12 protein-coding genes are annotated in these 15,903 nt (G+C 34.2%); all 12 read left to right on the forward strand.

Features of this window, described 5'->3' with window-relative positions:
- Positions 1 to 115: 115 nt before the first annotated feature.
- The 12 genes from P5P87_RS01570 to P5P87_RS01625 all read left to right on the forward strand — a co-directional run bounded on the left by P5P87_RS01570 (position 116) and on the right by P5P87_RS01625 (position 15,831).
- Entirely contained in the window at positions 116 to 2,845 is a 2,730-nt protein-coding gene (locus P5P87_RS01570) for an alpha-d-galacturonidase (RefSeq protein WP_278021308.1), read from the forward strand.
- A gap of 99 nt (positions 2,846 to 2,944) precedes the next feature.
- Complete coding sequence (locus P5P87_RS01575; protein WP_278021309.1) at positions 2,945 to 6,472, forward strand: malectin domain-containing carbohydrate-binding protein; 3,528 nt, start codon at positions 2,945 to 2,947, stop codon at positions 6,470 to 6,472.
- 254 nt (positions 6,473 to 6,726) lie between these two features.
- A complete protein-coding gene (locus P5P87_RS01580; RefSeq protein WP_278021310.1) occupies positions 6,727 to 9,138 on the forward strand; it encodes a glycoside hydrolase family 2 TIM barrel-domain containing protein in 2,412 nt (803 codons plus the stop codon).
- Between the two features lie 322 nt (positions 9,139 to 9,460).
- On the forward strand, positions 9,461 to 10,267 hold the full coding sequence (locus P5P87_RS01585; RefSeq protein ID WP_278021311.1) for an SDR family oxidoreductase: 807 nt from the start codon (positions 9,461 to 9,463) through the stop codon (positions 10,265 to 10,267).
- 12 nt (positions 10,268 to 10,279) lie between these two features.
- Positions 10,280 to 10,585: a hypothetical protein gene (locus tag P5P87_RS01590; protein WP_278021312.1), complete on the forward strand. Its 306-nt coding sequence runs from the start codon at positions 10,280 to 10,282 to the stop codon at positions 10,583 to 10,585.
- Positions 10,586 to 10,624: 39 nt separating this feature from the next.
- Positions 10,625 to 11,539, forward strand: coding sequence for a helix-turn-helix domain-containing protein (locus tag P5P87_RS01595; RefSeq protein ID WP_278021313.1), 915 nt, complete (start codon positions 10,625 to 10,627; stop codon positions 11,537 to 11,539).
- Positions 11,540 to 11,542: 3 nt separating this feature from the next.
- Entirely contained in the window at positions 11,543 to 11,860 is a 318-nt protein-coding gene (locus tag P5P87_RS01600) for a nucleoside triphosphate pyrophosphohydrolase family protein (protein ID WP_278021314.1), read from the forward strand.
- 26 nt (positions 11,861 to 11,886) lie between these two features.
- On the forward strand, positions 11,887 to 12,444 hold the full coding sequence (locus tag P5P87_RS01605; RefSeq protein ID WP_278021315.1) for a YdeI/OmpD-associated family protein: 558 nt from the start codon (positions 11,887 to 11,889) through the stop codon (positions 12,442 to 12,444).
- Positions 12,445 to 12,620: 176 nt separating this feature from the next.
- On the forward strand, positions 12,621 to 13,151 hold the full coding sequence (locus P5P87_RS01610; protein WP_278021316.1) for a Pr6Pr family membrane protein: 531 nt from the start codon (positions 12,621 to 12,623) through the stop codon (positions 13,149 to 13,151).
- A gap of 305 nt (positions 13,152 to 13,456) precedes the next feature.
- Entirely contained in the window at positions 13,457 to 13,819 is a 363-nt protein-coding gene (locus P5P87_RS01615; protein ID WP_111376737.1) for a BlaI/MecI/CopY family transcriptional regulator, read from the forward strand.
- 295 nt (positions 13,820 to 14,114) lie between these two features.
- On the forward strand, positions 14,115 to 14,360 hold the full coding sequence (locus tag P5P87_RS01620) for a hypothetical protein (protein WP_278021317.1): 246 nt from the start codon (positions 14,115 to 14,117) through the stop codon (positions 14,358 to 14,360).
- 37 nt (positions 14,361 to 14,397) lie between these two features.
- The gene (locus P5P87_RS01625; protein ID WP_278021318.1) at positions 14,398 to 15,831 is read left to right on the forward strand and encodes a M48 family metalloprotease; all 1,434 of its coding nucleotides are present in this window, start codon (positions 14,398 to 14,400) and stop codon (positions 15,829 to 15,831) included.
- The last annotated feature ends 72 nt before the right edge of the window (positions 15,832 to 15,903 follow it).

Consider the following 15,903-nt stretch of genomic DNA (forward strand, 5'->3'; position numbering starts at 1 on the left):
ACAATTTTTCACTATAAATCTGCCGAATTTGCTAAATCTGCGAGAGATATTTTTCACGCAGATCAGGCAGATTTAGCAGATTATTTTTAGAATGAATACCCAAAAACAGCATACTATGAAATATTTACAATTACTTTTTTTATGTCTTTACGTCTCTTTCGCGACAGCGCAGAACATCACAGTTGTGAGTGATCCGAGTTCGCCGAGAGCAAAATTTGGAGCAGAGAAATTATCAGAAACCCTTTCAGCAAAAGGATTCAGCGTAACTTCTTCTGATAAATTCAAAAAATCAAAAGATAAAGTAATTGTAATTGGAGAAAAAGGAACCGATTTCTGGAAGAAAAATGCTAAAAGCGCTAAAATCGATGATAGCAAATTAACCAAGAAAGAAGGTTTCCAGATTCGCACTCAAAATAATATAATTTATATTGAAGGAACAGATGCAAGCGGAGCTTTGTATGGCGCTTTAGAATTAACAGATAAAATTAAAGCTTCAGGAAAACTTCCTTCAGAAATCAATATTGACGATAGTCCAGAAATGGTTTTGAGAGGCGCTTGTATCGGAATGCAGAAACCGGTTTATCTGCCTGGACGAGATGTTTACGAATATCCATATACGCCAGAAACTTTTCCGTGGTTTTATGATAAAGCTTTATGGATTAAATATTTAGATATGCTGGTAGAAAACCGCATGAACTCTTTGTATTTATGGAACGGACATCCATTTGCTTCTTTGGTGAAACTAAAAGAATATCCGTTTGCAGTTGAAGTGAGTGATGAAGATTTCAAAAAGAACGAAGAAATCTATAAATTCTTAACAGTTGAGGCCAACAAACGTGGAATCTGGGTAATTCAGATGTTTTATAACATTATTGTTTCTAAGCCTTTTGCAGAGCATTACAACATTAAAACACAAGATCGTTCAAGACCAATCACGCCATTATTGTCTGATTATACTAGAAAATCTATTGCGGCTTTTATCGAAAAATATCCAAATGTTGGATTAATGGTTTGTTTGGGAGAAGCAATCAATACCGTTGATGATGATGTAGAATGGTTTACCAAAACTATTATTCCGGGTGTTCGTGACGGTTTACAAGCATTAGGAAAAACAGAAGAACCACCAATTATTCTTCGTTCTCATGATACAGATGGGCCTTTAGTAATGGAAAAATCACTTCCGTTATACAAAAACTTATATACAGAAAGTAAATATACAGGAGAATCTTTAACGACTTATACGCCGGGAGGTCCTTGGGGAGAAACGCACAAACAATTAAGCGCTTTAAAATCAATTCACATTGAGAACGTTCATATTTTGGCTAATTTAGAACCTTTCAGATACGGTTCACCAGACTTTATTCAGAAAACGGTAAAAGCAATGCATAGCGTTCACGGAGCAAATGCACTGCATTTATATCCGCAAGCTTCGTATTGGGATTGGCCATATTCGGCAGATAAAACGAAATCAGGAGAACGTTTATTAGAAATGGATCGTGACTGGATTTGGTACAAAGCTTGGGCAAGATATGCTTGGGACAGCAAAAGAGATAGAAATGAAGAAGTTAAATTTTGGGATAATGATTTAGTCGCAAAATTCGGAACGAGTCAGGAAGCTGCAAATAACATTTTAAAAGCTTACGAAGAAACAGGAGAAATTGCTCCAAAAACATTAAGACGTTTCGGAATTACAGAAGGTAACCGTCAGACTTTATTGTTGGGAATGTTTGAAAGTCAGTTGGTCAATCCGTCAAAATGGAGAGTTTATCCAGGATTCCACGAATCATGCGGACCAGCGGGCGAATTGCTTTTAGAATATGCTAAAAAAGAGTGGAACAAAGAACCGCATTCGGGCGAACTTCCAACTCAGATTATTGCTGAAATTACAGAACATGGAAGATTGGCAGTTGAAGCAATAGATAAAGCAGAAGCAAGCATAACTAAAGACAAAGAAGAATTTGCACGTCTTAAAAATGATATGCATGCTTATAAGGCTTTCGCCGATTTCTTCTCAGAAAAAGTAAAAGCCGCTTTATTGGTTTTAAGATACAGTTATTCAAATGATATTACCGATTTAGATAAAGCTTTGCCTCATTTAGAAAAGAGCATTGAGTACTATGAGTTATTGGTAAAACTAACAAAAGATACGTACTATTATGCTAACAGTATGCAGACTGCTCAACGCCGAATCCCGATTGGAGGAGACGACGGAAACAACAAAAATTGGGCTGAATTGTTACCGCATTATGAGCGTGAATTGGCTAATTTCAAAAGAAATCTAGAGAAGCTAAAATCTTCAAAAGACGGTAAAATAGAAACTAAAGAAGGAAAACCTTGGAAACCAGCCGAAGTAACTTTTATAGATGAAAAACCGGGAACGTATCTAGTTAAAACAGGGACAAAAGTGTACGGAACAGATATTTCTGAATTGACCAAAGTTGCTCCAGAACTTCAGAATTTAAGAGGTTATTCTTTTGTTGAAAACGATCAAAACGAAAAAGGAACACATTTGAAGTTTAGAAATACAAAAGCGGTTAAATTAGTGGTAGGATATTTTAATTCTGATCAGAAGCGATTTTTATTGTCGCCAAGTTTGGAGACAGATGCAGCAGGAAATGCGCACGGTCAAGCTGAAGTAATTCTGGCAAGTGCAATGAATTTAAAAGATTTACCTCGTGTAAACATTCATACCTATACGTTCCAGCCGGGCGAGAATAAATTAGATTTAGGAAAAGGAAAAGTATTGATTTTAGGTTTCATCGACGCAGATCAAACTATAACACCACGTGATGTTGGATATATCGATGCAGGAGAAAAAGCGACAATTGACTGGTTGTTTTATTAGTTTGCATTCCTGCAAGGTTTTGAAAACCTTGTGGGTATTCTAAATGAACGTTAAAAATAAACCTACAAGGTTTTCAAAACCTTGCAGGAAATAGAAAATATGAATAGAATAGTTTTTTTTATTTTTTGTTTTTTTTCAAGTCTTTGCTTTGTTTGGAGTCAGAGCAAAGATTCGGGGAAGTTTCGTAAAGAAATTTCACTGAATTCGTCTTGGGAAACCATAATACTGGATAATCTTCCGCTGAAAGAAGAAGATTTTGTAGAAAATCCAAAAACTGATTCCAATTGGCAAAAGGTTAGTGTGCCTCACAATTGGGATCAGTATTATGGTTTCAGAAGAACAAAACATGGGAATTTACATGGTACCGCCTGGTACAAAAAAACACTAAAACTCGATAAGAAAGACAGTTCAAAACAGCATTTTCTCTATTTTGAAGGTGTAAGTTCTTATGCAACCGTTTGGATAAATGGTAAAAAAGTGGGCGAACACAAAGGCGGAAGAACTACTTTCACCTTAGACATTACAAAAGCAGTTTCTTTCAACAAAGAAAATATCATTTTAGTAAAAGCAGCGCATCCCTCTTTTATTGCAGATCTTCCTTGGGTTTGCGGAGGTTGTTCAGGAGAATGGGGATTTTCTGAAGGTTCTCAGCCAATGGGGATTTTCAGGCCAGTTTCTTTGGTAGTTACAAACAATGTTAGAGTTCAGCCGTTTGGTGTTCATATCTGGAACGATAAATCGGTTTCTAAACAAAAAGCGATTCTTCATACCACTACAGAAATCAAGAATTACAGCACTTCACAACGAAACTTAACTGTCGAAAATATCCTTTTGGATGCTTCAGGAAAGAAAGTTGCTATCAATAAAAGCGATAACAAAATCAATTCGGGAGAAATAAAGGAAATAGCAATGACACTTCCAGAGATTCAGAATCCGAAATTATGGTCGCCATCCAATCCGTATTTGTATAAATTGGTGACTTCGGTTTATGAAAATGGAAAAATAATCGATCAGTTAACAACTTCGTACGGAATCCGTTGGGTAAGCTGGCCGGTTAGTCGTGACGGGAAAGACAATCGTTTTTTCATAAATGATGAACCTGTTTTTATAAACGGCGTTTGCGAATACGAACATTTGATTGGAAAAAGTCATTCGTTTTCAGATGAAATGATTCATTCCAGAATCGAACAAATCAAAGCAGGCGGATTTAACGCTTTTAGAGAAGCGCATCAGCCTCATAATTTATTATATCAAAAAGAATTAGACGAAAACGGAATCCTGTTTTGGAGTCAGTTTTCAGCACATATTTGGTACGATACGCCAGAATTTAAAGAAAACTTCAAAACCTTATTACGAGAATGGATTAAAGAACGCAGAAATAGTCCATCTGTAGTAATGTGGGGATTGCAGAATGAAAGCACGATTCCGAAAGAATTTGCAGAAGAATGCACTCAGATTATCCGCGAAATGGATCCGTTATCAGCATCGCAAAGAATCGTAACAACTTGTAATGGAGGAGAAGGAACAGATTGGAATGTCGTTCAAAACTGGTCGGGAACGTATGGCGGAGATCCGTTAAAATACCATCTGGAAATGACTACTCAGTTATTAAACGGAGAATACGGCGCATGGCGTTCTGCCGATTTACATACAGAAGGTGAGTTTGACCAAAAAGGAGCTTTAAGCGAAAACCGTTTTTCTCAATTAATGGAAATTAAAGTTAGAGAAGCCGAATCGGTAAAAGATAAAATTGCGGGACAATTCAACTGGCTTTTTGCTTCGCATGAAAATCCGGGACGAGTACAAAACGGAGAAGGATTTAGAGATATTGACAAAGTTGGACCAGTAAACTACAAAGGACTTTTTACGATTTGGGGCGAACCTCTGGATGCGTTTTATATGTATCGAGCCAATTATGTTTCAAACAAAACCAATCCAATGGTGTATATAGTTTCGCATACTTGGCCAAGCCGTTGGGAAAAACCAGGAATCAAAAACGGAATCGATATTTATTCGAATTGTGACGAAGTAGAATTATTTAATGATGTCAATAAAGCTTCACTTGGAAAACTAAAAAATCCAGGAATTGGACAGCATTTTCAGTTTAATAATATCAATATTCAGTACAATGTTTTATATGCTGTTGGGTATGTAAACAAAAAAGCGGTTGCTAAAGATTATATCGTTTTAAATAACTTTCCAAAAGCACCAAGTTTTGATGCTTTAACCACCAATAAAGCAGATATTACAAAAGCCAAAAGCGGTTATAATTATATTTACAGAGTAAATTGTGGAGGTTTTGAATTGACAGATTCTGCTGGAAATACTTGGTTTACCGATACACATAAAAACGGACAAAACAGTTGGGGTTCGTTATCGTGGACAGATAATTTTGAAAAATTGCCCGACTTTTTTGCCAGTCAAAGAACAACTTTCGACCCAATAAACGGAACAAAAGATCCTGAGTTGTTTCAAAGTTTTAGATACGGAGTTGATAAACTGCGTTACGAATTTCCAGCATCAGACGGAGAATATTTAGTTGAATTATATTTTACAGAACCTTGGTACGGAACTGGCGGAGGCTTAGACTGCAAAGGCTGGCGTTTGTTTGATGTTGCTATCAATGAAAATGTAGTTTTAAAAGATTTCGATATTTGGGCAGAAGCTGGACATGATAACGCTTTGAAGAAAACATTCAAAGTAAAAAGCACAAACGGAAAAATTGTGATTTCGTTTCCAAATGTAAAAGCTTCGCAGGCGATCATTTCTGCGATTGCGATTGCAACAAAAGACATTCATGCAAGACCTGCGTCAGAATCTTCAAAAAATATCCAGAATTTGGTTTTAGATACTTATGATAAAACTAACAAAGTAGCTTCATGGCTAGATATTAATTCAAAACAATATTCAGATTCTGATGTTATTTTTACCGAATTGCCTTCTGAGATTTTTGGAGCAGATTATTTACAGTTTTCAGTTAATTCTAAAAATAAAGGTTCGTTTACAGCTAAAGAAGATTCAGATATTTATGTTTTTGCTGATGCTAAATTCAAAACGTCAGGAAGTTTTTCGGAGTATAAAAAATTAGAAGAAAATGCGAGAAACAGCAATGGGATTTCATTTGATGTTTTCACTAAAAAAGTAAAGAAAGACGAGAAAGTTCTTTTTGATAATTCAGAAACTATAAACACAATTGCAGTAGTTCCAACTTACGATATGGGCGAAAAAGATGATTCGAGACCAGTTGTAATCATTGAAGCTGAAAAGACAAAAACAACGGGAACAGGAATCGAAAAAGGAAATTTCAAAAAAGCCGATTATATTGAATTCATTAAAAAGACAAACAATAGCATCGAGTTTGAAGTTAAGCCAGGAGTTGCCGGAATTTATTTAATGCGTTTTCGTTTTATGAATAGAAATGAAACACCATTAAAAGTCAAATTCAAAATGGAAGATGCCTACGGAATTTTAATGCGAAATGATACGATTGAGTTTTTCCCTTCGCCTGAAAAATGGAAAATTTTGAATACGACTTCTGGGGGTTATATTAATGCAGGAACGTATAAAATAACACTTGAAGGTGATGATTTGAAGGGATTAATGTTGGATAATTTCGAATTTCAATAGTTTTTTTGAGGTTCAAAGAGGCAAAGGAGCAAAGGTGCAAAGATTTATGTTGTTTGTCAGGCTGAGCGAAGTCGAAGCCCACGTAAAGTTTATACCAAGTCTAGTTTGTCATTTCGACGAAGGAGAAATCTCCACAAGAAGCTCGACAAAGATTGGCGAATTACGTTGCGGAGTTACTCGCGAAGATTTCTCCTTCGTCGAAATGACAAGATTGTAGAAATTTGGAATTTTAAAAAAGAGATTATTTATATATTATGATTTTAAAAAAGATAATAATTGCTTTAACAATATTGTTTTCGGTATCAGTTTTTGCACAAAAACAAGCCAGAATTGTCGAAGATTTTAACAAAAACTGGAACTTCAAATTAGGAGATTATCCAGAAGCAATAAATGCCAATTTCAATACATCAGATTGGAGAACACTTCAATTGCCGCACGATTGGAGTATTGAAGGTGCTTTTGACAAAGACAGTAAAACGAAACAAGCACAAGGATTTTTACCTGCAGGAAAAGGCTGGTATCGTAAAGTATTTACAATTCCTGCAAACTGGAAAAACAAAACGGTTTCAATTGAATTTGACGGTGTTTTTAAGAACAGTGAAGTTTTTATAAATGGGAAATCATTAGGAATGCGTCCGAATGGATATATTTCTTTGGGATATGACTTGACGCAATATTTAAACTTTGGAAAATCAAATACAATTGCCGTAAAAGTCGATAACGATGCACAACCCAATTCAAGATGGTATACGGGTTCTGGGATTTACAGAAATGTACGTTTGGTTGCCAGTGAAAAACTGCATGTAGGGAAGTGGGGAACTTTTGTAACAACGCCAGAAGTTTCAGCAGAAAAATCAAAAATACATCTAGAAGTTACGATTGATAATGATAATGCTGTTGCAAAAGAATTTAAACTGGTTACTTCGATTGTAAATTCAGAAAATAAAGAAGTTGCCAATTTTACATCAACAGAAAAAATTGGTGCTAAAACCTCAGAAAAAAAGATTCATGATTTAAAAGTAAAACAGCCGAAATTGTGGAGTACAGAAAATCCGTATTTGTATAAAGTCATTACAAAGGTTTACGAGAAATCGAAATTGGTTGATAATTATGAAACTCCACTTGGATTTAGATATTTTAATTTTGATTCAGAAAAAGGATTTTCTCTAAATGGTGTTCCAACCAAAATTTATGGCGTTTGCTTGCATCACGATAATGGTGCTTTGGGTGCGGTTGAAAACATTCATGCGGTTAGAAGAAAACTGACTTTAATGAAAGAAATGGGAGCAAATGCTATCAGAATGTCTCATAATCCACATTCTTTAGAAATGATGCAATTGTGCGATGAAATGGGATTTATCGTTCAAGACGAAGCTTTTGACGTTTGGAAAAAGAAAAAAGTTACCAACGATTATCATAAAGATTGGGATGCTTGGCACAAACAGGATTTGGAAGATTTTATCAAAAGAGACCGAAATCATCCATCGGTTATGATGTGGAGTATTGGTAATGAAATTAGAGAACAGTTTGATTCGACAGGAATTGCGATTACGAGAGAATTAGCTAAAATCGTAAAATCATTAGATGTTACTCGTCCTGTAACTTCGGCTTTGACAGAAAATGTAATTGAGAAAAACTTTATTTATCAGTCAGGAGCTTTAGATCTTTTGGGATTCAATTATAAACACGAAGATTATAAAGATTTTCCAACTAAATTTAAAGGACAAAAAATATTGGCTTCAGAAAGTGTTTCGGCTTTAGAAACTCGCGGGCATTATGATTTTCCAGACGGAATTAAAGCTTGGCCAACAAAACACGGCGCTCCTTTTGACGGAAATGCTGATTGGACGGTTTCGGCTTACGATCAGGTGAAATCGTATTGGGGAGCCACGCACGAAGAAAACTGGAAAACTATTAAAAGTCAGGATTTCATGGCGGGAACTTTTATCTGGACAGGATTCGATTATATCGGAGAGCCAGACCCGTATCCATTTCCTGCAAGAAGTTCATATTTCGGAATTGTAGATTTAGCTGGTCTTCCAAAAGATGTGTATTATATGTACCAAAGCGAATGGTCGAATAAAACGGTTCTGCATATTTTACCGCATTGGAACTGGAAAAAAGATCAAGAAGTAGAAGTTTGGGCGTATTACAACAATGCCGATGAAGTAGAATTATTTTTAAATGGAAAGTCGCTAGGAAAGAAAGCAAAACAAAATGATGATCTTCATATCTCTTGGCTTGTGAAATTTGAACCTGGAACTTTAAAAGCGGTTTCAAGAAAGAACGGAAAAATAGTTTTAGAAAAAGAAATCCGCACAGCAGGAGAAGCTTCTAAAATCGATTTAAAAGCTGAAAAAACATCAATTAAAAACGACACTTATGATTTGGTTTATGTAACCGTTTCAATGGTTGACAAAGACGGAAACTTATTGCCAACCGCAATGGATTTAATTAATTTTGAAGTTTCTGGCGGTGGAAAATTAGTTGGTGTTGATAATGGTTATCAGGCCAATTTAGAATCTTTTAAAGCGAATTCTTGTAAGTTGTTTAATGGAAAATGTGTTGTTATTATTCAGTCAAATGGGAAGAAAGAGAATATTCAGTTGAAGGCGAAGGTTGGGAATAGAATTCCGATTTCATTGATTAAAATAAACGTTAATTAATTTTATATGCCGCTCCTTTGGAGCTTTGCTTCTGTAACCGTTGATTATTTTCTATAAATATTGCGCTTCTCCGAAGCTTTGTTTTAGGTAATTAGTCGTTTTCAATATTAGCTCTGGAAGAGCGAAATATTTATAGAAAAGATTAATTCAATATGGAGAAAAAGCTCCGGAGGAGCGAAACAAAAAAATCCGTTTCTAACTAGAATCGGATTTTTTTGTTTTTAATATTATTCGTCATTTTGGCTAAGACATCTTCCAAAACGGCTACAAACAACTTTAGGCTTCGGATGATCTTTGCATTATAATTTTAAAACAATTAAAAATGCAAAAGACAATTTTTATTACAGGAGCTTCAACAGGATTAGGAAAATCTACAGCAAAATTATTTCAAAGTAAAGGATGGCAAGTCATTGCCACGATGCGAAATCCGGAAAAAGAAACAGAATTAAACCAGCTGGAAAACGTCATTGTACTTCCGTTAGATGTTACAAATCCAGAACAGATTGATTCAACGATTAAAAGTGTTTTGGAGAAATATTCTGTCGATGTGGTTCTGAATAATGCAGGTTATGGTTTAATTGGCGCTTTGGAATCTCTGGAAAATCATCAAATTGAACGTCAGATCGTGACTAATTTATTTGGCGTTATTAGGGTTTCAAAGGCATTTGTGTCTCATTTCCGTGAGAAAAAAAGCGGTATTTTCATTAATATAACTTCTACTTTTGGATTAATGGGTTTTCCAACTTGCTCTATTTACGGCGCTACAAAATTTGCTGTTGATGGATTTTCGGAAAGTCTGGCATCAGAATTAGTTCAGTTTGGGATACAGGTAAAAGTGGTTGCGCCAGGCGGAATGAAAACAGATTTTGCCATAAGATCTATGGAAGTTGCTCAGCATGAAGCGTATGAAAAATTAACTTTAGAAGTTAGCAAAGGTTATAGCGCTGAACAAATTGACAATTATACAAATGCTGAAGATGTTGCCCAAATCATTTTTGAAGCTGCTACAGATAATAAAAGTCAACTTCGATATGTAGCGGGAAAAGATGCAAATGCATTGTATAACGAACGATTAAGTTTGGGAGCTGAAACTCAGATTCAGAACATCAAATCAATGTTTACTTTTTAATTTACAAATCAGATGAAAAATCAAGCTATAGAATTGACTACCTTTAAACTCAAAGGTTTTACAGCCAAACAATTTATTGAAGCAAATACTGAAATTGATGCTTTTTTGAAACGCCAAAAAGGATTTCGTTCCCGAACAATTTTTGAATTAAAAAAAGATTTTGTGTATGACGTGCTTGTTTGGGATAGCGTAGAAGAAGGTACTAATGCCATGCATAAATTAATGACAGAACTTAGTGATTCTCTTGTACACGATATGATTGATCAAAGCACCGTGAGTTGGAATATTGCACCGGTTGAACATTTTGTAAATTTGTAAAAAGCGGAGCATTTTAAGTCAAAATTTAATTCATAAAAAATGAAAAATCAACCCAGAATATTCCAGTCTGTTCCAGAATTGCATAAAGCTATGGGACAGCCTAAACCGTTGCATCCGCTGATTAGTATTCTGAATTATGGTGAAGCAGTTTTTGATCCCAAAGATTTTGAAAACGGAATTGTTTTGGATTTTTATAAAATATCTTTCAAAACAAATTTTTCAGGAAAACTGAGATACGGACACGGTTTCTATGATTTTGAAGAAGGTGGAATGTCGTTTGTGTCTCCGGGACAAGTTCTGAAAATGCAGGACGAAGAAGCGGATTACAGCGGAATGTCATTAAATATTCATCCTGATTTTTTTCGTCCTTATTCCTTAAATGCCACGATCAAAAAATATGGTTTTTTCTCTTATTCTGCTGCCGAAGCTTTATATCTTTCTGAGAAAGAAAAAGAGACTATTTTGGGCGTTTTTAATAATATTCAGGATGAATTGAATCAACGTATAGACAATTTCAGTCAGGATGTTATTATTTCGCAGATAGAACTTTTGCTTAATTACAGCAATCGTTTTTACAACCGTCAGTTTATAACCAGAAAAGCGGTTAATAATGATGTGCTTTCTAAACTGGAAGAACTATTAGAAGGTTATTTTAATAGCGAAAAACCAGAAGAAAACGGTTTGCCAACCGTACAATTTGTAGCCAATGAAATGCAGTTGTCACCCCGATATTTGAGCGATTTATTACGCAGTATTTCGGGACAAAATACTCAGCAGTTTATTCATGACAAATTAATTGAAAAGGCTAAAGAATATATTGCAAAAGGAACTCTTTCAGTCTCTGAAATTGCCTATAAATTAGGTTTTGAGCATCCACAGTCGTTCAATAAACTTTTTAAAAAGAAGACAAATGTAAGTCCGATTGCATTTAAAGAATTATTTACTAAAAACTAAATTATGGCATCATTAAATTTTGAAGAATTAAAACAACGTTCTGCACAGATAAGAAAGCGTTATCACGAACTAGAAATAGCGCATCATGGAAGTGAATGGACAATAGAAGAAGATGCGTTGGCTTTTCTAACCGATGCTGGTTTGGTTGGCCGCCATGTTATGTCGCACGAAGGCAGATGGCCAAAAGCAAATACAGAAGAAGAATTGAAGCATAAAATTGGAGAATCAATTTGGTGGCTTACAGTTTTAGCTGAAAGAATGAATATCAATATTGAAACCGTTACAGAAGATTTCTTAGCTAAAACAGAAAAATTATTATAAGGTTATTAAAAATAAAATAGATATAGATGACACCAACTTTCTTCCCAAATCAATTAGAATTTAGAAAATGGCTTGAGAAAAACCATCAAAAAGAGAAAGAACTTTTGGTTGGTTTTTATAAAGTTACGAGTAAAAAGCCTTCTATAAGCTGGTCAGAATCTGTAGATCAAGCGCTTTGTTTTGGCTGGATTGATGGTGTTAGAAAATCTATTGATGCGGAAAGTTATACAATTCGTTTTACTCCAAGAAAGCCTTCTAGCATTTGGAGTGCGATTAATATTCAAAAGATAGAAGATTTGACCAAAGCGGGTTTAATGACCGATGCTGGTTTGAAAGCGTTTAGTTTTAGAACCGAAAATAAGTCTAAGATTTATTCGCACGAAAAAGAACCAGTTCCGTTGTTAGATGTTTACGAGAAACAGTTTAAAGACAATAGAACTGCTTGGGAATTCTTTGAGAAGCAAGCTCCTTCGTATAAAAAAGTAATGATTCATTGGATTATGACCGCCAAACAAGAAAAAACACAGCTTTCAAGACTAGAAAAAACTATTACTGAAAGTGAAAAACAGAAAAGAGTCTTGTAGTTATTTTGAATAAAATGTTTTACTTTAGTAATCTGACTTCTAGTGAAATATGGAAAAAGAAAATACCACAAAAATAAAAGGAGAAATTTTGCTGGGTATTATTTTTGCCCTAGAATTATACGCCTTGCCTGTACAGTTTTATTTACTGTTGAAAAATCCTGAATTCACTTTTTTTAGTGCAAGCAGTTCGTTTTTTTAGTTTCTTTACCATTACAACCAATACGATTGTTTTTATTTGCAGTGCTTTGTTATTATTTGGCGGCAAAAGTAAGGCAAATGCTTTTTTCAGAAAGTGTACTACTATTACGGCCATTACAGTTTATATATTGATTGTCGGAATTGTTTTTAATGTGCTCCTTCGCCCAATTTTAGATTTGCAAGGACACCATCGCATTGTAAGCGAAATTTTCCATACTGTTGTACCAGTTTTATTTTTCTTTTTCTGGCTGTTTTTTGTAAGTCCAGAAAAGATCTCTTTTAAAACCATTTGGTTTTGGTTGGTTTACCCGATTATTTACATGATTTATACCATAATCCACGGTTTTATTTCTAGTTTTTATCCTTATCCTTTTATTGATGTTACTAAGCTCGGATTGCAAACAGCACTCATAAACGGAGTTTTCGTTTTAATCTCTTTTGTGGTATTGTCTGTGATTTTGATTTCGATTTCAAAAATTAGGACTAAGAAGATTAGCTTGGAAAACTAAAATAAAATATGCAATCTTCTAGTCAGGAATTGGCAAAAAAAGGAACTTTCTTCTTTCCTTCTTTCTTCTGAAATTTTTCTACAAACTTCCGATGGCATTAATTTAATAGATCAAAAATATCTTCATTTTTGTATCTAAACTTTATTTTAAGGTTGTAATTGATTGTTTTTTAGGTTATTAAAGATGAAAATTCATTACCTGAATATTGCGTAATTACTGGTCTGACTAATTAATTAGTACAAATATTAATCAATTAGTTTTGCTACTAATTAATTAGTAGTTATATTTGTCAAAAGATTTCTACTATGATAAAATTAGCCAAACGAGAAGAACAGATTATGCAGGTTTTTTGGGATTTAAACAAAGCCTTCATCAGAGACATTATTCCATTGTTGCCAGATCCGAAACCACATTATAATAGTGTTGCAACGATTGTCAAAATATTAGAAGAAAAAGGGTTTCTAAATCGGGAAACAATAGGGAATATGCATTGCTTTTTTCCGGTAATTCAAAGAGAAGAATATCAACAATTTGCGCTTAAAGATGTTGTGAGTCAATATTTTGATAATTCGTATCCACGTATGCTTGCCTTTTTTGCTAAAGAGCAAAAATTAACCGAAAAAGAATTGGACGAAATCGTAAACATGATAAAAAAAGATTCTATATGATACCATATATTCTATACACAGCGCTTATTCTTTTTGCTTGTCTTATGTTTTATAAGTCTGCTTTTGCAGAAGGAAACTTTTTATAATTTGAATAGATTTATTTTGCTGGCGTGCATGCTAGTAGCTTTTACTTTGCCGTTGCTCCCGATTCCGCAAGCAATTCTCCCTTCAAAAACAAAAAGAAACTGCGGCTATTCCTTCCATAAAAAAAACATTTGCAAAAGAATCAACTGCTGAGCTGAAAACACTTCCTGTAAATGAAGTTTTAGTAAATGAAACAAAGCAACAGTTTAATATGTCTTTGATCCTACAGTGGATAGTGTATTTGTATTGGTTTGGTGTCATTGTTTTTGCGCTTAATTTTTTGATGCAAGCGGTTATATTATTTTACAGAGCGTACACATCAGAGATTATTAGGGATGGAAAATTTAGAATTGTCGAAATAACAGGCGATAAAGCACCTTGTTCTTTTGCTAATAATATTTTTATAAATCCTGAAAAATACGAATGGGAAACGTACAATCAGATTTTGCTCGCATGAAAAAATTCACATTGAGCAAAAACATACTATTGATCTTTTGCTTGCAGAAATCGTACTTGTTTTTCAGTGGTTTAATCCTTTTGCTTGGCAATGGCGAAAAGCATTAGAAAGTAATCTTGAATTTTTGACTGATAACGAAATGCTACAACAAGGTAGCGTAGAAAAAGAAAGTTATCAATTTAGCCTGCTAAAAGTAGCGGCGCCACAATTTCCTTTGAGTCTTACAACTAATTATAATCAATCATTACTCAAAAAACGAATCATTATGATGAATTCAAAAAAATCAAACGTAAACACAACATGGAAATATTTTTTCCTGTTACCATTATTGGTATTGTTTGCCTGCCTTTTTAATCAACCGGCAGCGCAAAGTCAGACGCTAACTTCGAATATTAAAAACGAAGGAACTAAAGCGAGTCCAAACACTCAAAAGGGTGATCAAACGGAAGGAAACTGGTTTGCCACAATCAAAGGCAATAAAGTAGAAATGGAGTTTAAAAACGACGAGAATAGTCATTCTACTCATACTTATGATATTAGCGAGTTTAGCGGATTATCAAAAGATAAACAAGGAACATTTTCTCTAACGCGTGAAGCGGGAACAATGAACTTTACCGGAAAATTTGAAGGAAATAGTGGAAAGGGAACGTATAAGTTTGTTGGCAATAAAAATTTCGCCAAAGAAATGGTCGCACAAGGGATTACATTGGCAGATGATACAGATCTTATGGTTTTCTTTGCTGTAAATATAAAAACGTCGTATGTAAAAATGCTGCATAAAAAAGGGTATAAAAATGTAGACAAAGAACAAGTAATTCCGTTGGCGGCTTTAAACGTAAGTGAAGATTACATCGATTCTATTAAAGATGCCGGAATTGGAAATATAGATATTGAAACGCTGATTCCTTTTAAATCCTTAAACATTGATAAAGCTTTTATTGAAGATATTATTAAATCGGGTTATAAAAATGTTTCACCAGAAAATCTGATCACTTTAAAATCTCAAAATATTGACGGAAAGTATATTAATGATTACCGTTCTTCGACAAAAACAAAAAAGAATGAAAGTGGAGAAGAAAATGAGGACAATATTGTTGCTTTCAAAACTTTAAACATAGATAAAGCTTATATTGATTCTTTTAAGAAAATGGGTTATAATGATCTTTCAAATGACGACTTAATTGCTTTAAAAGCTTTAAATGTAACTCCAGAATATGTTACTCAATTCGAAAAAGTAGGTTATAAAAACATTTCGTCTGAAAATCTTGCGGCTTTAAAATCGCAAAATATCACGGCAGATTTAATTAAGGAATATAAGGATTTGGGTTTTTCAGATCTAGATTTAAATGATATTGTGGGTGCAAAAGCGGTTGGTGCAACGCCAACTTTCATTAAAGCTATGAGAGAAAAAGGACATAACTTTAAAGGTATTGAAAAGTATATAGCTTTAAAAGCAGTTGTTGGCAACTAAGCTAATATTGCTTTTGATAGTTAAAGCAATACATTTTCTCTGTAAATAAAATATTTCAAGTTGTAAGACTAC

The sequence above is a fragment of the Flavobacterium ginsengisoli genome (assembly GCF_029625315.1).
Classification (GTDB): Bacteria; Bacteroidota; Bacteroidia; order Flavobacteriales; family Flavobacteriaceae; genus Flavobacterium; species Flavobacterium ginsengisoli.

What these genes read in the sequence shown, in the direction of transcription:
- P5P87_RS01570 (WP_278021308.1), top strand. Translation starts at nt 116, where the DNA reads ATGAAATATTTACAATTACTTTTTTTATGTCTTTACGTCTCTTTCGCG.
- P5P87_RS01575 (WP_278021309.1), top strand. Translation starts at nt 2,945, where the DNA reads ATGAATAGAATAGTTTTTTTTATTTTTTGTTTTTTTTCAAGTCTTTGC.
- P5P87_RS01580 (WP_278021310.1), top strand. Translation starts at nt 6,727, where the DNA reads ATGATTTTAAAAAAGATAATAATTGCTTTAACAATATTGTTTTCGGTA.
- P5P87_RS01585 (WP_278021311.1), top strand. Translation starts at nt 9,461, where the DNA reads ATGCAAAAGACAATTTTTATTACAGGAGCTTCAACAGGATTAGGAAAA.
- P5P87_RS01590 (WP_278021312.1), top strand. Translation starts at nt 10,280, where the DNA reads ATGAAAAATCAAGCTATAGAATTGACTACCTTTAAACTCAAAGGTTTT.
- P5P87_RS01595 (WP_278021313.1), top strand. Translation starts at nt 10,625, where the DNA reads ATGAAAAATCAACCCAGAATATTCCAGTCTGTTCCAGAATTGCATAAA.
- P5P87_RS01600 (WP_278021314.1), top strand. Translation starts at nt 11,543, where the DNA reads ATGGCATCATTAAATTTTGAAGAATTAAAACAACGTTCTGCACAGATA.
- P5P87_RS01605 (WP_278021315.1), top strand. Translation starts at nt 11,887, where the DNA reads ATGACACCAACTTTCTTCCCAAATCAATTAGAATTTAGAAAATGGCTT.
- P5P87_RS01615 (WP_111376737.1), top strand. Translation starts at nt 13,457, where the DNA reads ATGATAAAATTAGCCAAACGAGAAGAACAGATTATGCAGGTTTTTTGG.
- P5P87_RS01620 (WP_278021317.1), top strand. Translation starts at nt 14,115, where the DNA reads ATGTCTTTGATCCTACAGTGGATAGTGTATTTGTATTGGTTTGGTGTC.